General features: G+C 47.4%; 20 protein-coding genes. 13 read left to right on the top strand and 7 right to left on the bottom strand.

Going from position 1 to position 18,188, the window contains the following annotated elements:
* Window positions 1–11 precede the first annotated feature (11 nt).
* The gene (locus HPY28_RS11905) at window positions 12–728 is read left to right on the top strand and encodes a response regulator transcription factor (RefSeq protein ID WP_174230620.1); all 717 of its coding nucleotides are present in this window, start codon (window positions 12–14) and stop codon (window positions 726–728) included.
* Window positions 725–2,464, top strand: coding sequence for a sensor histidine kinase (locus tag HPY28_RS11900; RefSeq protein ID WP_174230619.1), 1,740 nt, complete (start codon window positions 725–727; stop codon window positions 2,462–2,464). Before HPY28_RS11905 ends, HPY28_RS11900 begins: the two co-directional genes overlap by 4 nt.
* A 56-nt stretch (window positions 2,465–2,520) precedes the next feature.
* Here HPY28_RS11900 and HPY28_RS11895 read toward each other — a convergent pair whose 3' ends face one another.
* Together HPY28_RS11895 and HPY28_RS11890 are read right to left on the bottom strand one after the other, a co-directional pair.
* Window positions 2,521–3,015, bottom strand: coding sequence for a GNAT family N-acetyltransferase (locus tag HPY28_RS11895; protein WP_174230618.1), 495 nt, complete (start codon window positions 3,013–3,015; stop codon window positions 2,521–2,523).
* A gap of 158 nt (window positions 3,016–3,173) precedes the next feature.
* Window positions 3,174–4,055, bottom strand: coding sequence for a YitT family protein (locus tag HPY28_RS11890; protein WP_017250060.1), 882 nt, complete (start codon window positions 4,053–4,055; stop codon window positions 3,174–3,176).
* Window positions 4,056–4,295: 240 nt separating this feature from the next.
* On the opposite strand from HPY28_RS11890, the gene HPY28_RS11885 reads away from it, so the two are divergent.
* The 3 genes from HPY28_RS11885 to HPY28_RS11875 all read left to right on the top strand — a co-directional run bounded on the left by HPY28_RS11885 (window position 4,296) and on the right by HPY28_RS11875 (window position 5,897).
* Entirely contained in the window at window positions 4,296–4,781 is a 486-nt protein-coding gene (locus HPY28_RS11885) for an SRPBCC family protein (RefSeq protein WP_174225082.1), read from the top strand.
* 125 nt (window positions 4,782–4,906) lie between these two features.
* Window positions 4,907–5,233, top strand: a complete 327-nt coding sequence (locus HPY28_RS11880) for a YnfA family protein (RefSeq protein ID WP_106833682.1) — start codon at window positions 4,907–4,909, stop codon at window positions 5,231–5,233.
* Between the two features lie 19 nt (window positions 5,234–5,252).
* Entirely contained in the window at window positions 5,253–5,897 is a 645-nt protein-coding gene (locus HPY28_RS11875) for a DUF2625 domain-containing protein (protein ID WP_173622753.1), read from the top strand.
* Window positions 5,898–5,937: 40 nt separating this feature from the next.
* Here the strand turns inward: HPY28_RS11875 and eutH are convergent, their stop codons facing one another.
* The 3 genes from eutH to HPY28_RS11860 all read right to left on the bottom strand — a co-directional run bounded on the left by eutH (window position 5,938) and on the right by HPY28_RS11860 (window position 8,637).
* Window positions 5,938–7,212 (bottom strand): ethanolamine utilization protein EutH, encoded by a 1,275-nt coding sequence (gene eutH / locus HPY28_RS11870; protein ID WP_017250064.1) that lies wholly within the window; start codon window positions 7,210–7,212, stop codon window positions 5,938–5,940.
* A 374-nt stretch (window positions 7,213–7,586) separates the two neighbouring features.
* Window positions 7,587–7,787, bottom strand: coding sequence for a cold-shock protein (locus HPY28_RS11865; protein ID WP_007725380.1), 201 nt, complete (start codon window positions 7,785–7,787; stop codon window positions 7,587–7,589).
* Between the two features lie 250 nt (window positions 7,788–8,037).
* Entirely contained in the window at window positions 8,038–8,637 is a 600-nt protein-coding gene (locus tag HPY28_RS11860; RefSeq protein WP_017250065.1) for a nitroreductase family protein, read from the bottom strand.
* Window positions 8,638–8,842: 205 nt separating this feature from the next.
* On the opposite strand from HPY28_RS11860, the gene HPY28_RS11855 reads away from it, so the two are divergent.
* A complete protein-coding gene (locus tag HPY28_RS11855) occupies window positions 8,843–9,205 on the top strand; it encodes a VOC family protein (RefSeq protein WP_174230761.1) in 363 nt (120 codons plus the stop codon).
* A 51-nt stretch (window positions 9,206–9,256) separates the two neighbouring features.
* Here HPY28_RS11855 and HPY28_RS11850 read toward each other — a convergent pair whose 3' ends face one another.
* Window positions 9,257–10,042 (bottom strand): class I SAM-dependent methyltransferase, encoded by a 786-nt coding sequence (locus HPY28_RS11850; protein WP_174230617.1) that lies wholly within the window; start codon window positions 10,040–10,042, stop codon window positions 9,257–9,259.
* Window positions 10,043–10,191: 149 nt separating this feature from the next.
* On the opposite strand from HPY28_RS11850, the gene HPY28_RS11845 reads away from it, so the two are divergent.
* Both HPY28_RS11845 and HPY28_RS11840 read left to right on the top strand, forming a co-directional pair.
* Window positions 10,192–10,854, top strand: a complete 663-nt coding sequence (locus tag HPY28_RS11845) for a futalosine hydrolase (protein WP_106833677.1) — start codon at window positions 10,192–10,194, stop codon at window positions 10,852–10,854.
* Entirely contained in the window at window positions 10,851–11,696 is an 846-nt protein-coding gene (locus HPY28_RS11840) for a 1,4-dihydroxy-6-naphtoate synthase (RefSeq protein WP_174230616.1), read from the top strand. Before HPY28_RS11845 ends, HPY28_RS11840 begins: the two co-directional genes overlap by 4 nt.
* A gap of 63 nt (window positions 11,697–11,759) precedes the next feature.
* Here HPY28_RS11840 and HPY28_RS11835 read toward each other — a convergent pair whose 3' ends face one another.
* Complete coding sequence (locus HPY28_RS11835; protein WP_017250070.1) at window positions 11,760–12,296, bottom strand: superoxide dismutase family protein; 537 nt, start codon at window positions 12,294–12,296, stop codon at window positions 11,760–11,762.
* Between the two features lie 155 nt (window positions 12,297–12,451).
* On the opposite strand from HPY28_RS11835, the gene HPY28_RS11830 reads away from it, so the two are divergent.
* From HPY28_RS11830 to HPY28_RS11810, 5 genes are all read left to right on the top strand, one after another.
* Window positions 12,452–13,129 carry a response regulator transcription factor gene (locus HPY28_RS11830; RefSeq protein WP_106835189.1) on the top strand — a complete coding sequence of 226 codons (678 nt, stop codon included), beginning with the start codon at window positions 12,452–12,454 and terminating at the stop codon, window positions 13,127–13,129.
* Window positions 13,126–14,529, top strand: a complete 1,404-nt coding sequence (locus HPY28_RS11825; protein ID WP_017250072.1) for a sensor histidine kinase — start codon at window positions 13,126–13,128, stop codon at window positions 14,527–14,529. Before HPY28_RS11830 ends, HPY28_RS11825 begins: the two co-directional genes overlap by 4 nt.
* Before the next feature lie 150 nt (window positions 14,530–14,679).
* Window positions 14,680–15,768 (top strand): Fe(3+) ABC transporter substrate-binding protein, encoded by a 1,089-nt coding sequence (locus HPY28_RS11820; protein ID WP_017250073.1) that lies wholly within the window; start codon window positions 14,680–14,682, stop codon window positions 15,766–15,768.
* Window positions 15,769–15,770: 2 nt separating this feature from the next.
* Window positions 15,771–17,426 carry an ABC transporter permease gene (locus tag HPY28_RS11815; protein ID WP_174230615.1) on the top strand — a complete coding sequence of 552 codons (1,656 nt, stop codon included), beginning with the start codon at window positions 15,771–15,773 and terminating at the stop codon, window positions 17,424–17,426.
* Entirely contained in the window at window positions 17,423–18,064 is a 642-nt protein-coding gene (locus tag HPY28_RS11810; protein ID WP_017250075.1) for an ABC transporter ATP-binding protein, read from the top strand. The genes HPY28_RS11815 and HPY28_RS11810 overlap by 4 nt, the downstream gene beginning before the upstream one ends.
* Window positions 18,065–18,188 lie beyond the last annotated feature (124 nt).

Below are 18,188 nucleotides of genomic sequence, written 5' to 3'. Positions count from 1 at the left end.
AGGGAACGGATATGGAGAAAGAAGCAAGAATCTTGCTGGTAGATGATGAAGAAGCGATTTTGCAGATGCTCCAAACAGTGCTGAAAAAGGAAGGCTTTGTCCAGATCGATACATGTACGACAGCAGCAGAGGCGATTCGTCTCGTGGAGGAGAAGACATACGACTTGTTGATTCTGGATGTGATGCTGCCTGATAAAAATGGCTTTGAGCTGTGCGGAGCAGTGCGCCAGAGAACAAAGGCACCGATCTTTTTTCTGACAGCAAAGGGCACGGATTTTGATAAATTAAGCGGATTCGCTTATGGAGCGGACGATTATATTACGAAGCCGTTTCATCCGTTAGAGGTCGTGGCCCGGATGAAGGCTCATCTGCGCAGAACCTTGGGGGGAGCTGCTCCATCGACGGAAGAAAAACGCTTTGATTTTGGACGTTTTCACGTAAATGTGGAGGCAGCCGAGCTGTTCGTGAACGGAGAGCGAGTAGACTGCCCGGCGCAAGTATTTTCCTTGCTCGTCTTCTTCTGCCAGAATCCAAACCGAGTATTTACGAAAGAACAAATATACGATCATGTATGGAAAGACGAGTACGGGATGTTTGATGAAAATACAGTCATGGTGCACATTCACAAGCTGCGTCAGCGCATAGAAGAAAATCCGGGACAGCCAAAGCTCCTGGTTACGGTGAGAGGGCTGGGCTACAAGCTGGTTAGCCCGGCAAGACAGTCATGAATTTGCGGAACAAGCTGATCTTTCAATATGTCCGGCAGCTGTTCGGATTTCTCCTCGTTTTACTGCTATTTCTGATTATCGCGATGCTGGGGTTAGGCTGGCGGATCATGAACGAGCAATTGTCCATCGATTTGTCCAGGCTGGATGCGTCTGATATGACGTTGAAGATTGATTATGAGGGGGAGCGTATTCACGTCAATCCGGAAATCGAGAAGAGTGTGGCGAGACATCAGGGCTGGTTGCAGATCATCGACAAGCACGGTAAAATTCTGTACAACTATCGGACACCTGCTGATGTTCCCAGTCAATTTGGGCCAGGGGAGTGGATCGCTTATGTAGAAAATCGTGATGCTTCTCGTTATCACATCACACATTGGGTCATTAACCAATTTGACGAGAACATGATCATCCTTTATGGAACACCCGCTCCCGAAAAAGAAATGATGAAGCGCCTGATCGCAGCAAAAACGGGAAAGAGCAAGGAGACATGGAACGAGTTGAACGAAAGCTTTTCCCAAGAAAAGGCATGGTACTTGGTATACGATCGTGCGGGGAAACTCATCCATCAATGGAATCACCCGAACGCTTCCGCCCAGTTAGACATGACGGAAGTTCTTCAGAATGGTGAGACAGCCAAAAATGTTCCTGTTCATATCACTAGCAGATATGACAAAAATAGCGATTTGACATACGTAGTGGGCATTCCGAATCCAACCTATCAGTCTGGTGTCCAAGAGACGTCTGAGGATGCCATGGTCAAGGAAACGTTCCTTCAGATCGGTATTGTTTTGATCCTGGTCGTTTTATTCGCAGGCAGCTGGTATGCGTGGCGGGTAGGTAAGCCGCTCTTGCATATGGTGAATTGGCTGGAAAGACTGGCCCAAGGTCGCTATGAGGAGCCCATCGGGAAAAAAGGAAAACCAATCGGAAGGAATTGGCGTGGGAAAGAAAAGAAGTCATTTCGTGTGTTCAAGGATGTGTTTGACGCTCTCCGGCATCTGAGTGAAACCTTGCGTTCCAATGAAAAGCTTCAACGAGAGATCGAGCAGACGCGAGAGGAATGGATTACTGGGCTCTCCCATGATCTTAAGACACCGCTGAGCTCGATTTACGGTTATGCTACCTTTTTGGAGTCCGAACAGTACGAGTGGGACAGAAAAGAAGTCAGCGAATTTGGGAAAACGATACGGGAAAAGTCAGACTACATGAACGGGCTGATTGAGGATTTGAATTTGACCTATCGACTTAAGAACCAAGCTTTGCCGATGGTCAAACAACCTGTCGCGATCGTAGAAACCATTCGCAGGATTGTGGTGGATATGGTGAACGATCCGAGCTCTTCTTTGCATGACATCGAATTTTCGGCGAATGTCCAATCGATAACAGCCGAGGTCGATCCAATCTGGTTTCGCCGCATCATCGTCAACATTTTGACAAACGCGATCAAGTATACCCCGACAGGTACACACGTGCTCGTAGAGGTACAGTCGATTGCAGCAGATCAATTTGTCGTCAAAATTGCCGACGATGGTCCGGGAATGGATGAGACGACACTGGCTAATCTGTTCGAAAGATACTACCGAGGTGGGCATACAGGAGAGAATACTAGTGGAACGGGGCTGGGCATGGCGATAGCCAAGCAGCTGGTCTTGGCTCACGGGGGAGAGATTACGGTGGACAGCAAGCTGGGTAGCGGAACTGTTGTCGTAATGACGTTTCCTGCGGTCACCAGCTAGCTGGTTTCTATAAGGAAAGCCAAGGGATTCGCAATGTCCCTTGGCTTTTTCTAGTATTACGGTTTCGAAATAAACGTTTGAATGACTTTGCCATCCTCTTGACGCTCTTGATAGTGATGGGCTGTGTAATCGCGGATGCTGGTACGCCAAAAGCTGATGGCAGGGATGTTGTTTTCCAATTGAAAGACTTCCCAGGCACCCGGGAACATTTTGAAGATTTGATGGGAGACCGCTTTTCCGATCCCCAGCCGACGGTAGCGTTTCATGATGAAAAACTCAGCAATGGAGTGGATCGATGGCAAATCTGGATCAGAGGTTGTGAGCATGCGGACAAGGACAAACCCGGCCAGCTTACCATTTACCTTGATAAAAAAGGGATGGCGTTCTGGTTCTACCCAATACTTCTCAAAGTAGTCATAGCCAAACAAGCCGTTGTCATCTACTTCGAAAGGCTCAAACTCAGTGAAATCGTACGTATACAGCTCCAACAGTTGCTTGAGAGCGTGCTTCTGTTCAAAAGGAACTCGTTCTATCGAGAATGCTTGATTCACTGAGAAAACCTCCTTCATCCATGAGTGATACGAATATCGTACTCTATTTATCAGCTTGTGGAAACAAATGGTAGACATTTCTTTACAGAACGTAATTACAAAAATACCCTATAGAACGACTTTTTAAAAGTCGCTCTATAGGGTACACTTTTTTCCCTCTAATGAATCGCTTTCTTCTTAAACTGCCCGCCGCGCACATCGTGAATATTGCCGACAGCCAAGAAGGCATTCTCGTCAACTTCTTCCACGATCAGCTTCAGCTTGGCTTCTTCTAATCGTGTAATAATGCAGAAAATTACTTTCTTGTCGTCTCCAGTATAGCCGCCTTCACCATTCAAATAGGTCACACCACGGCCCAGACGAGCAACAATCGCATCTCCCAAATCCTTGTGATTGTCGCTAATGATCCATACCGCTTTCGACTCCTGGAAGCCTTCGATGGTCAGATCGATCATTTTGAATGCAATGTAGTAGGCAATCAGCGAGTACATCGCGCGATCCCAACCGAATACAAATCCGGCACTGCTCAAAATGAATAAGTTCATGAACATAACGATCTCACCAACGGAGAACGGAGATTTCTTGTTAAGTAGTACAGCGACGATCTCTGTACCATCCAGAGAGCCTCCATAGCGAAGAACAAGTCCTACACCAATCCCGAGAAGTATGCCGCCAAATACAGCTGCAAGCAGGGGATCATCCGTTAGCCCTGGGACAGGGTGAAGGAGTGTCGTTCCAATTGACATGATCGTAACCCCAAAGAGGGTCGAGAGTGCAAACGTTTTTCCGATTTGCTTGTACCCTATGATTAAGAAGGGCAAGTTAAGCACGAAAAGGAAAACGCCAAGAGGCAATCCAGACAGATGCGAGGTAATAATCGAGATACCTACGATTCCACCGTCGATAATATTGTTCGGTACGAGAAAAATCTCGAGTGCTACCGAGAACAGGGAAGCACCAATCAGGATACCGAAGACCCTCTTGAGCAATTTTCCAATGGGTAATTTCTGATGAGTCGATTTTGCAAGTGGTTGTTCCATCGTTCCTCTCCCCATTGTGAAATTTTTTACTTACTTAGCTATTATAGCATTCATTCTTATGCGATTACTGCACAATTACACTTTTTAGTAAAAAATATTCCATTCAGACTTGTTCAGACTCATTTATACGCTTAAAATCTCGTTCAGGCATGAAATTGGAGATAGCGAGTGCTTGTATTGACTGGATATACAGAAATTGCTATTTTCAAACTGTTAGGAAAATAGTTGGGGGGAAGTTTAATGGGTTTCTTCAAAACGGAGATAGAAGTATCATCATCCATAGAGCTGGTTTGGTGGGCATGGACACGAAAGGAACGACTTGTTCAGTGGTTTGCGCCTGATGCAACGATTGAGCCGTATCTGGGCGGAACGTACGAATTGTACTTCCATCCAGCCAATCGCGACCAGATGGGGACGAAAGGGTGCATCATTACCCATTTTGAACCGAAGGAGCGTTTGGGCTTTACATGGAAGGGACCGGATGAATTCGCAGATACCATGAATCACGAGGATGCCTTGACTTACGTGCTTGTCACCTTGTCTGAAGCAGAGGGGAAAACGCAAGTATTGGTCGAGCATTTCGGTTGGAAAGAGGGAGAGGAGTGGGAAAAGGCTCGGGGCTGGCACGAAATGGCTTGGTCTCATGTTTTGGGGAGCCTGAAATCTGCACTTGAATCGGGCAAAGGAGATCTGTGCTGCTCTCCACAGGCTGCCCATCAAGGGTAGATTTTGAAGATTCGTCCGTCATGGCGAGCCAATGTGATGATTACATATACAGACTATGAGGGACAATCAGATAATAGACGTGATCTTTGCACTTACTCGTTTTGATAGGAAAAGAGGAAACATGGATGACGGTATCGATACTATTGTTTATTTTAGCGGGATTGGCCGAAATCGGCGGGGGATATTTGGTATGGCTTTGGCTAAAGGAGTCCAAGCCATACTGGTACGGTATCGTCGGGGCGCTGATCCTGGTGTTGTACGGAATCATTCCTACGCTTCAAAGCTTCCCTTCCTTCGGGCGGGTATATGCCGCCTATGGAGGGGTCTTTATCATTCTTGCTGTTTTTTGGGGATGGCTGGTGGATAAAAAGACACCTGATTTGTATGACTGGGTAGGCGCTATTATCTGCCTGATCGGAGTGAGCGTCATCTTATGGGCGCCGCGCCAATAACTTTGGAGTGGAGGTTGCAATGAAAAGCTTCGAGGAATTGTACTGCGAAAAGGATTCAGCGATCGAAGAGATAAAAAAATGGCAGTCAGCATCAGACCGAAAGATTACCCTTCTTCCATCTGAACAGGAGAAAGGGGAAAAACAGCTTGTTGATTTACAAGTAACGACGAGGTCAACTCTAGGGGCTGTTGCTTTTGAAACAGGCGGGATTCTGATTCATCAAGGCTGGCTCCGGATTCTAGGGTCAGGTCATCCGAATTTACCCCGTTCCATCACTTCTTGGAATCAGCAATGTGCCATGAATCAGATGCTGTTGGTAGCAGACGATGTCATAGGGGGATTCTTTGCGATTAATGGTGGAATGTTTCCAGATTCGGTAGGCGGTATATGGTATTTTGCTCCGGACAGTCTCGCGTGGGAGGATCTTGAGATTGGCTATACCGACTTTTTGCACTGGGCAATGACGGGGGATATCCATACGTTTTATGCGACATTTTTCTGGAAGGATTGGGAGAAGGACGTTTCCAAGCTAAAAGGGGATGAAATGTTCGCGATCTATCCTTTTTTGTGGTCAAAAGAAGCGCGTGAATTAACGATGGAGGGGTGCTCAAAAAAGCCGGTACCTGCATGGGAAATTTGGGAGATGAACCAGAAGGTTGTGTAAAGGAAAAAAGAGCGGCCCACGAAGGACCGCTCTTTTGCTTTTATTGTTTGGTTGCTGCAACTTCAGCTTGAGCGCTATTATGATGATCCAAGTACTCATCTGGACCGATAATTCCCGCAGCACGATCTTGTTTTTCTAGTTCAAGTGCTTTCGGAACGGAGAGCCAGTAAGCAAAAGCAATCCCGATAATACCTGCACCCAATTTACCAATCATAACCGGCAAGATAATGTTCGGTTGGAAGTTTGCCGAGAAGGACAAGTGGTCACCCAGCAAGAAAGCGGAACAAACCCCGAAGGAAATGTTGATAACTTTGTCTTTTGGCGGCATGGAACGAATGAGACGGAACATAGCCAGGATGTTCGCGCTAGTTGCGAGCAAGCCTGCACTACCAGAAGGGCTCATGCCCAGCTTATTACCCAATGCTTCGAGTGGCTTCGCTGCATATTTACGCAGCATGTAAACCATTGGGAACGCACCTGCGAGCATGATACCGATGTAACCAGCGGTCTCCAACGCACGGTATTGATCGGTTGGATCGGCGATGATTGGATCGAAGCCCCAAGCTCCGAAAATCTTTGTAAAGATGCCAGTAAAGTGTTGCACGATCGAGAATACGAGAACGAGCTTGATAGCTGCATCCATTGTCTTCCCGAAAATCATGAAGCCTTTAATCATCAAGTCTGGCAGGAAACGCAGACCAGCAGCAATCGCTAGTACGAAGAACAAAATCGGTGAAAGGTTCAGAAGTACCTGTCCGAAGCCAATGGCAAAAGCATAAGTCGATTCAGCGTTCGTCGAGATTTCAGCACGAACCTCTGCATTTGTCAAAACAAGAATGGCACTAGAGATAAAAGCACCAATCGGAACAGTCAAAATACCGGACATTACGCCAAGCGCCATGTATTTATGGTCGCGCTTGTCCAACATAGCAAGTCCCATTGGGATGGAGAACACGATCGTAGCACCGGCCATCAGACCGACGATCATCGCCATAACCCATCCTTCTGTGGAGGTCTTCAGGAGGTTTGCCAACTGATAGCCACCCATGTCAGATGCGAGAATCGCAGTTGCCGCAATCGCAGGATCTGCTCCAATTTTGTTGAAGATGGGTGATACCGCTTTTTCTACGAACCAAGAGATGTACGGTAGGGACGCCATAATACCGGCAGCAGGAACGAAGATGTAACCTGTTGAGTGAATCCCTTCCATGAACTCCTTACCGAGACCCTCATCGGCGTTGCGAATCGCGGCAATGGCACCAATCACTGCACATAACATGATGATGTAAATAATGACGCTTCCAATGTGCTCCATGGATATCCCACCTTTTTGCGGATGTAAACAATAAAAGCACTTAGGACCTCATCAATGAATGAGATAGACCCTAAGCGCCTTTGCTTACTTTTGTATGAACTTGTTTACAGGTAATGGCAATAACAACCAGCTGGAACCGCTTTCATAGCTCGCTAAAAATAAACAAAAAATACAAATCACGTTTATTTTATTGTGTCATTTTAGAAACTTATGCTAGAAAGCGCCGTTGCTTTACTCTGCATTATAAAGTGATTATATGGGGAGGCATGGCTAATGTCAACTGCTCTTTAGGAACAAAGAACGAATTTTGCGAAGAAAAAAAGCTGAAAAAAAAAGCCGCCCTTGTTATTCGCAAGGGCAGCTTTATGTGTAATTTACAGTTTTGTTACGTTCTCAGCTTGTGGACCACGGTTGCCTTCAACCACGTTGAATTCAACGCGTTGGCCTTCTTCGAGGGTTTTGAAACCGTCGCCTTGGATTGCGCTGAAGTGAACGAATACATCGTTTCCGCCTTCAACTGCGATGAAGCCATAACCTTTTTCTGCATTGAACCATTTAACTGTACCTGTTTGCATGGGTGTTACCTCCAACAAAATAAAATGAATATGTAACTTTTATTTATGGATAAAATAAAATTCACACATTGTAAAAGGTTCAAACATAAGTGTAAACCCTTTACAATATGTGAACGCTTTAAATAAGAATCTTTTGTTTAAGCTAATACTATCACAGAAGAAAGAGGAAAGCAATCGCTCAATACATGAAAGGACGGCCCGAATACGAAATGATCAGAGCCGTCCATTACAACATTGAACAAAATGTTACTTAGGAAAAGAACTTCACTCTCTCATCCAAAGGCTGGAATTGTTTTTCACCTGGTTGAGCGGTTGGTTTGCCAAAAGGCATTTGTGCTCGCAGCTTCCATTCGCTCGGGAGGTTCCACGTTTGTTGGATTTCTTCATCGATGAGTGGATTGTAATGCTGCAAGGAAGCACCGAAGCCCTCGATTTCCAGCGCAGTCCACACAACATATTGAAGCATGCCGGAAGATTGCTCGGACCAAATCGGGAAATTATCTTTGTACGCTGCGAATTGCTGCATGAGGTTTTCGACGACGCTCTGGTCTTCAAAGAAAAGAACAGTACCGTAGCCGCTACCGAAAGCGTTCATTTTTTCTTCCGTGGCCCCGAAATTTTCGGCGGGAACGATTTTACGCAGTGTTTCTTTGGTAATGTTCCACAGCTTATCGTGCTCCGCACCCAAGAGGACAACAACGCGAGCGCTTTGGGAGTTGAATGAGGATGGTGTGTACTTTACTGCTTCCTGCACGATTTCTTTAATACGCTCGTCAGATACAACATTTTCCTTGCTGATCCCATAGTACGTTCTTCTGTCTTTTACGGCTGCAATAAAATCCTTACCCACTCTGCATTCCTCCTGCAACTTGTTTTTACACTAACATGATGCATTGAAAGGGAGAAGCTTATTCAATGCATGGTTCCTTACATTTCGTAATTAAATATAAATTCTTGTGAAACTGCTGTCAACATTTGGGTGTGCTGATAGCGATAAGTAAACTTTTTTTCGGTTAGAATGGGATGATAAGGTTCGAGTTAGTAAGGAGGAAATGATGATTACCAAAATGGCAACGGTAGCTGTTTACGTAGAAGATCAACAACGCGCAAAAGTGTTCTGGACAGAAAAGGTTGGATTTGAAGTCAAGCAAGAGCACCCGATGGGACCAAACAGCAGTTGGCTGGAGGTAGGACCAGCAGGTGCACAGACTGCTTTGGTACTCTATCCGAAAAGTATGATGAGCAACTGGCAGGAACAAAAAGCCTCGATCGTTTTTGAATGTACAGAAATTGAAAAGAAGTACGAAACGATGCGCACAAACGGTGTTGTTTTTCAAGGAGAACTGAACAAGATGCAGTGGGGGACCTATGCGACTTTTCAGGATGAAGATGGCAACAGCTATTTGCTAAAAGGATAAGCGGAGTGAAGACCTCTGGCCAAATGCGGCTGGAGGTTTTTTTAGGACGAATCAAACAATCGCGCGAACGAGGTAATACATGTGCGTAGTTGGTAGACCATCAGACGTCGCATAGTGGTCAAAAATCGGCATAACACTCTCCATGTGCTGTTCGATGGCGGACGAGAGAATAGTGGGACTTTGTCCGAAGCAACGCATGCGAATGACATCGAGCGGGGTCTGAAGATACTCGGTGGCGATCACCGTCTGAATATCCACTCGCTGAAAAGCAGCTTGTCTGAGTCTCTCTTGCAAATTTTGCAGGATCGGAGTGTCTACTGGACGTGAACCAAATAAATAAGGAAACCATTCGAATAATTCGGCGGACAACTGATCGCCCGGATGTAATCCGATGAAGGAGCCTCCTCTTTTAACGACGCGTGCTATATCTGGATAGGCGGAGGTAGGTCCCTTGCGATTGTAGGCGCAATCGAACGTATCGTCATGGAAGGGGAGAGTATATTTCGTATTGGTGACAACGAAGGAGACGTTTTCGGGTGTTTGCGTGCGGGCCTTTTGCACAAAGTTTTCTGTCACATCCAAGCCGACAATTTCTTTGACAGAACGGGTCCAGTGCAGTGTGAATGCACCATGTCCGCAGCCGATGTCGAGAACGGATTGATTCGGAACCATGCGACTAATTTCTTCCATAAAAAGCGACTCGCCATTCGGTTCCGTAATGGTAGAACGCCACGGGTATACGTATTCACCAGTCATTTCGCCCAGCTGAGTGTACCAGGCCAAAGAGTGGGGGGCGAGCCAGTCGGGATGGGTGTTTGGATTCGGTGGATGAAGCATGATCGGTCACCTCTCATCTAACGAAAATGCACAACAGGTATCATTGTAATAATTTCCCTGTCTTTTGACAAACTCTTTAAACGGCTTTACACGAACGAAAAGTAGCGATAACGTGGAAGATGGAAAGCGGTTGAAAGGAGCCAGGGCAAATGATTTTGTCACAACAATATAGAAGCATTCTGATCGTGACCTCCGTTGACGCAGAACGGGATGCAGTAATGCGCGGCATTCAAGGGGATGAGCGTTTCACAGTCATCGCTGGGGGAGTAGGGCCAGCGGCAGCCGCAGCGAGTACAGCCAGAGCGCTTGCTTGCGCGGACTACGATCTGGTCATTTGTGCAGGAATATGCGGTGGATTCGTGGGAGAAGCAGAGATTGGGTCGCTGGTTGTCGCGACAGAGATTATTTGTGCGGATTTGGGGGCAGAAACGCCTGAGGGCTTTTGCAGTGTGGACGAGCTGGGATTTGGATCAGCTCGGGTAAGTGTCGATCAAGAGATGGTCGAACGGGTCACGGAAGCAATGAAGGTGGCAGGCTTGGTCGCCAAAAAAGGCATTGTACTCACACTATCAACCGTGACGGGAACAGCGGAAACAGCGGCGGCTTTGGCACAGCGGATGCCAGATGCGCTAGCTGAAGCGATGGAGGGGTATGGGGTTGCGACTGCTGCCCAGGCTGCCAGACGACCTGTTCTGGAAATTCGCACGGTATCGAATGCAATTGGACCGCGGGATAAATCCGCTTGGCGGATAAAAGATGCGTTGGAATCACTGGAAAAGGGAAGCTCTGTACTACGGGAGGTACTATCATGAAAATTGCGTTTTCACCATGTCCGAATGACACTTTTGTTTTTCATGCCTGGGCACATGATTTAATTCCGGGAGCGCCAAAGCTCGATATTATGTACGCAGATATCGATATTACGAATACGCTTGCTGCACAGGGGGAAGGCCGAGAAGTAATGAAAATCTCCTATGCGGCATTGCCTTGGGTGATGGACAACTACTCGTTGCTCCCTTGCGGCGGTGCACTGGGCAGAGGATGCGGGCCACTCGTTTTGACCCAAGGAAATTCTAGCGAGAGTGCGAACGATCCAGCACGCCTGTCCAACAAACGTGTAGCAGTTCCGAGTGAGCGCTCCACAGCTTATTTACTGTTCCGGCTCTGGGCTGCACAAAATGTCCCGGGTGGTGTAGGGGAGATCGTCGTCATGCCGTTTCATGAGATTATGCCTGCTGTACGTGACGGCAAGATCGATGCGGGACTCGTGATCCACGAGGCGCGTTTCACGTATCAAAACTACGGGCTGTCTCTTATGACTGACTTGGGCAACTGGTGGGAGTCTGATACGAATTTGCCGATTCCGTTGGGGGCCATCATCGCGAAAAAATCAATGGACATCGAGGCACTGACCAATTGGACGCGCTCCTCTGTGGAATATGCTTGGGCGAATCCGACCGCATCACAACAATATGTCATGTCCCATGCCCAAGAGCTGTCCCTGGAGGTAGCGCAAGCACATATTAACTTGTACGTGAATGAGTTTACGAGAAATTTGGGTAACGATGGTTATGCAGCAGTCGAGGCTTTGCTCGGTCGTGCAGCCGAGGAAGGGCTTGTACCAGCATTTGATTTGTCGACATTACGGCGATAACTGATTCAATAATCGGAGGGGGCAGCTTGCAGAGTTGCCCCCTTTTCCTGTTCGAGTAAAGCGTTATCCAGCGTAGATCAATCCACATGCCAGTCGTTTTCCGCTATTACCTGCCGGCTGCGAATGGAAGTCATCGGGACTTTGATGGATGATCACGCTTCTGCCGACCACATCTGCTGCACTGATTTTGTTTGTGAAAAAAGTCATTCGTGCATAGCCGTCATTGGAAAACAGCACAGGGAAGTCGCCTACGTGGTTGCCATGTGGCTGATGCGTGGGGTTCCAGTGACTGCCTGCTGCGGTAAAGGGATCTTCCGGATTTCCTACCGTACAGACGCCATGCTCATGTAAATGAAAACCAAATGGCCCGATTTGCAGGTGATTGCCGGAAGCAGGCTGGAAATTGGGAAGACCGCTGACTTCCACGAACACTTCGGTGCCGTAGGGGACATCGGTAAACACAACGTAGCCGTGCAGGTTCGGTGCCAGTGGACCACCCTGAATTTCGGCAAAAGATTGTCCTGTTCTCCGTCCATGTTGTGAGGATACGGCTCGTAAGTCATGCTCATATGGGTATTCATAAGGCTGATATCCGTACATGTTACACACCACCTTACATTTATCCAGTTTGCCATATCTTATGTAAGGGATGGGCACATGGTTACTGGGCTGCGTAGGAGAACATTGACGCTGATAATTATTTTCATCTACAATCAGGTGGAATTCCCCGGCATGGGCAAAAGGGTGGGCAAAACGTGAAAAGAGTGCTGCTGATAGAAGATGAGATCAATATGGCCCGATTTATTGAACTGGAGCTGCGCTATGAATCGTTTGCGATTACAGTCGCGCATGATGGACATAAAGGACTCGAGCTCGCTTTACAGGAAGAATGGGATGTCATCTTATTGGACGTCATGCTTCCGGGGCTCGATGGTATAGCAGTTTGTCAAAAAATACGCAGCGTGAAAAAAACGCCGATTATTATGCTGACAGCCAGAGACAGCATTACGGACCGCGTCTCAGGCTTGGATAGTGGTGCCGATGATTATATTCCGAAACCATTCGCGATCGAGGAGTTGTTGGCACGCATACGCGTTGTGTTTCGCCGTCAGGAAGAGAAGGAGAATGTCCCCCAAACCTTGCTTGCGCACCGAGGGCTGGTGGTCCAAATGGAGGGACGTATCGTCACCAAAAATAATCAACCTGTTGAGTTGACCAAAAGAGAATACGATTTGCTCGTGACGTTCATGAAAAATATCAATCGAGTCCTGCCTCGCGAGGTGCTACTCGATACCGTATGGGGATTCGAGGCGGCTGTCGAGACCAATGTTGTCGATGTGTACGTTCGGTATTTGCGCAATAAAATCGATTCTCCCAATGAGGACAGCTATATCTCGACTGTACGCGGGATTGGCTACGTAATGAGAAAATGAGAGGACCATCGAGATTCTTAAAGCTCCCGATTAAATGGAAGCTGACACTTTGGTCGTCACTTCTGCTTTTTCTCGTATTCATTGGCTATAATAGCTTCCAATATTTTTTTGTAGAGAAGTGGATGTTTAATAATGAGCAGCAGGTTGTGCAACAGACGATGCGAGAGTTCCTGAACTACGCGCTGGAAAAAGAGCAATCTTTTGAGGGAGAGGACCTCGCAGAGTTGCGCAGCTTCCTGGAGAAAATCAATCAACGAAACCAGATGATTCGCATTCTGGACGAAGAGGGTAATCCGATTGTCGTGGTCTCGGAAAACTTTCAAGATATCCCACTGCCAGCGCTTCCGCCTGTTCAGTCGATTCGCACCCAGACCCAAGAAGTACGTGATGACCTGTTGATCATGAGCAGTCCGCTTACGATCTTTCAATTTAACGGGACAGTCATGATTTTGAAGAATATGAAAGAGTTTGAGCAGTTGAGTGGTGCGCTTTTTCAGGTCATGGCAATTGGGTGCTTGACCGCTGTGATCATAAGTGGTTTGGGGGGCAGATTGCTCGCGCGACAGTTGCTTAGGCCCCTGCAATCGATGAATGAAACGATGAGCAACGTCCGGCAAAAAGGATTCCATGAACGTGTGCAGTTTCACGATAATCAGGATGAGATTGCGACCTTGATGAAAATGTTCAATAAAATGATGGATCAGGTGGAGCGGTCCTTTTTGCAGCAGAGACAATTCGTCGAAGATGCCTCACATGAGCTGCGCACGCCGATTGCGATTATCGAAGGGCATCTGGGAATGCTACGGCGTTGGGGCAAAAATGATCCAGCTGTTTTGGAGGAATCCTTGCAGACATCGATTCAAGAGCTCGCCAGACTAAAAGGACTGGTGCAGGAACTGCTCGCTTTGACGAGAGCGGAGCATGTGGAGATAGAAGAGGATGTCGCGCTCCGTGATCCGGATCGGGCTGTCTGTCACATGATCAAGAAATTCGCCATGATTCAGCCGACATTTACGATTGAGCAAGAACTTGCACCTTTGGCTGGAGAAATCCTTGCCATATCAGAAGAACACCTGGAGCAAGTGTTACTGATCCTTTTGGATAATGCGGTCAAGTATTCCGGGGAGAGCAGAAGAATCTGCGTGAGGGCCAAGGTGCAAGAAAATGTAGTCTGTATGGAAATCATAGATGAAGGAATCGGCATACCCGAGCAGGATTTGCCGTATGTCTTGGACCGATTGTATCGGGTAGACAAAGCGAGAAATAGCGGGGAAAGCGGGCACGGACTCGGACTGGCGATTGCCAAACGATTGCTTGCGCGTTACAACGGCAGCATAACGATTCAAAGTGTGGAACAGAAAGGGACGACTGTGACTGTTTTTGTACCGCTTCGTCAGTGAGTTTCACCCGATCCACCTATCACGAAAAATAATTAGGGATGTTTTTTTATTTTCACAGCATTTTCTCATTTTTGTTCGTTACAATAAGCCTTGTCAATTGGCAATGATATTCATTATCAATAATCAGTGCGATAGAGAGGGAGAATCAAAATGAGAAAAAAATCGATGCTGGCGGTCATGCTGAGTACGATGCTGACACTGCCTTTGCTTGCTGCATGCGGAAACGGTGCGAATACTGCCCAGCCACAAACAGAAGCACCAAAGGCACAGGAGCCGGCTGCCACAGAGCAAGTCGTTAACGTATTTACTGCGCGCCATTACGATATTGATAGCAAACTGTTCGCAGAATTCACGAAGCAAACAGGCATCAAGGTAAATGAAGTGAAGGGTACAGCAGAAGAGCTGGTTGAGCGCTTGAAGCGTGAAGGAGAGAGCTCCGAAGCAGATTTGTTCATCACGGTTGACGGTGGTGTTCTGAACTACGCGAAGCAAAATGGCGTTCTGCAACCGATTCAATCTGCCGAAGTAGAGAAAAACGTACCGAAAGAACTGCGTGATCCTGACAACCAATGGATCGGTATGGCTACCCGTGCACGTGTAATCGTGTATGCGAAGGATCGCGTGAAGCCAGAGCAGCTGTCTACGTATGAAGATTTGGCTACAGATAAATGGAAAGGCAAAGTATTGGTACGCTCTTCTTCCAACCTGTACAACCAGTCACTCGTTGCTTCTTTTATTGAGCTGAATGGCGAGCAGGCTGCATTGGATTGGGCAAAGGGTCTTGTAAACAATTTCGCGCGAAAGCCTGAAGGTGGAGACCGTGATCAGGCAAAAGCTGTCGTTGCCAAAGTCGGTGACGTTGCGATCATGAACACCTACTATGTTGGACAAATGCTGAACTCTAAAGATGCAGAGGAAGTAAAAGTCGCGCAAAACATCGGCGTTTTCTTCCCGAACCAAGAAACGACAGGCACACACTTGAACATCAGCGGTATTGGTTTGACTAAGCACGCGAAAAACAAGGACAATGCCGTGAAATTGATTGAGTTCGTTACAGGGAAAGAGGCTCAAACGATGCTGACAAGCGGAAGCTACGAGTTCCCTGTCAATGCAGAGGCTGACAAGCCTGCTCTTTTGAAAGAGTGGGGAGAATTTAAAACGCAAAAGCTCGACTTTGCTAAGCTCGGCGAGTATAACAAAAAAGCGGTAGAACTGCTGAATCAAGCAGGTTGGAAATAAGCATGACGGGAGCACTTTTGCGTAGAAGCCTGAGACGAAAACTGAACGGGTGGGTAACGCTGAGCGTGATAGGGGCCTTTTTGGCCCTTCTCCCGTCTCTTTATATTTTTTTCGGACTCTTTCAAAAACAGAATGAAAACTGGCAGCATATCCAAGAGTACATGCTGTTGGATTACGCGTTGCAATCGTTATGGCTCGTGCTCGGTACTGGAGCCTGTACGATCATCGTAGGTGTGACGCTAGCTTGGCTGGTCGCTGCCTACGATTTTCCATTGCGTCGCTTTTTTTCATTTGCTTTTGTACTGCCGCTGGCGATTCCTCCGTATATCGCGGCATACACATACGGTTCCATGCTCAGCTACACGGGGAGCGTTCAGACGATTTTGCGTGATACATTCGGGCTGACGCTCGATCAACGCTACTTTGACATTATGTCGATGAAGGGCGCTATTTTTATTTTTACTCTGTTTTTGTTCCCGTACGTTTATTTGATTACGAAAACCTTTCTCGAAAAGCAGAGTGCTGTGTTCATTGAAAATGCCAGATTGCTCGGAAAAAACCAAACGCATATCTTTTTTCGCATCGTCCTGCCTATGTCGCAGGCAGCCATCGTCGGTGGGGCTAGTCTTGTGGCCTTTGAAGTGCTCAATGATTTTGGAGTGACGAAGCATTTTGGGATTCAGTCTTTTACAGCGGCGATTTTCAAGACGTGGTTTGGCATGTATGACGTAGAATCGGCCATCCGTTTGTCCGCCTGGCTCATGACGTTGATCATCGGGATCTTTATCGTCGAACGTCTCGTGCGTAAACGGAAAAAATACAGCTCGCCTACGAACAGGAGCACGCCGCTCACACGCAGAAAATTGCGCGGAATCCCGATGTACGCTGCCGTCATCTTCGGATTGGTTATTGTTTCGTTTTCGTTTGTAATCCCTGTTGCGCAGTTGAGTGTCTGGGCGACGTGGACGTATGGGGAAGTGTTGAACGAGACCTTCTGGAAGCTCTTGAGCAATACGCTATTCATTTCCTGTATCTCCATCACCATCTTGATGCTGCTTGCGGTAATCGTAGCGAATGTCATCCGATTCTCCCGAGGCTCGATATTCGCAGTGGCACTGACGCGCTTGATTTCCATGGGCTATTCTATTCCGGGCGCAGTCTTGTCCATCGGTGTGATGGCGGTGGTGATGTCCGTAGATAAAGAACTGAGTTCCTTCTATAGCTGGCTAGGTTTGGGCGCCAACAAGCTGGTACTCAGCATGTCCTTGTTCATGCTGACGTTTGCCTACATCATCCGCTTTCTTGCAGTTGGATTCAATGCAGTCGAGGCAGGATTTGAGAAGACGGGAAACCGCTATTCAGAAGCGGCACGTATGCTCGGGATGAGCATGACACGGACTTTTTTTAAGGTGGATTTACCATTAATCAAAGGGGCTGTGCTCACTGGTTTTATCTTGGTGTTCATGGAAATTGTGAAGGAATTGCCGCTTACCTTGCTCCTTCGTCCCTATAACTTCGAGACGCTGGCAACAAAGGCGTATCAATATGCAAGCGATGAACAAATTCATCAGGCCGCGATTCCGTCGCTCTGTATTATTGCGGTGGGGATCGTCTCCGTTATTTTCTATCACTGGTTAGGAGAGAGACAGGCAAAATGACTTTTTTTGAAGTGAAAAACCTGACGTTTGGTTATGCAAGCGGGAACGGCAGCGTCATCCGGGATTTTTCTTTGCAGATGGAGCAGGGGGAAGTTGTCGGGCTGCTCGGGAATAGCGGTTGCGGAAAAAGTACATTGCTTCGATTGATAGCCGGACTGGAGTCACCCAAGAGCGGACGCATCCAGATCGATGGGAAGGTGTTGGTCGATCAGGGGCAGTTTGTGGAGCCAGAGCAGCGAGGGATCGGTATGATTTTTCAGGATTATGCGCTGTTCCCCCATTTAACTGTCGAGCAAAACATCTTGTTCGGGCTGCATCGCTTATCCAAAGCAGAGCGTCTGGTTCGTTTGAAAGAGATGTTGGCGCTCGTACAGCTCGAAGGATATGGCAAGCGATATCCACATGAACTGAGCGGGGGACAGCAACAGCGTGTCGCATTTGCGCGTGCACTGGCACCTAGACCGGCTATCTTGTTGATGGATGAGCCGTTCAGTAATCTGGATGCCGAGCTGAAAACGAAAATACGCGATGACTTGAAGCGAATGCTCCGAGCTGCCAAGATGACTTCGATCCTGGTCACGCATGACAAAGCAGATGCGGAAACAATATGTGATCGCATCATTCGAATGACTCGCTAAGGGCAAAGTGCAGCTTTCAGCCTCCAAAGTGCATAGTCGTACCGTACGTTGTTGTATAATGTGCATACGACGAATTTTGTAGTGTGCGGTCTGCTGTCTTTTGGTCAGCACCGTTCAAATAGAG

The organism is Brevibacillus sp. HB1.2 (assembly GCF_013332495.1).
Lineage (GTDB): Bacteria > Bacillota > Bacilli > Brevibacillales > Brevibacillaceae > Brevibacillus > Brevibacillus porteri.
The sequence above is the reverse complement of the archived record's forward strand: the minus strand, read 5'-3'. Positions and strand labels throughout refer to the sequence as shown.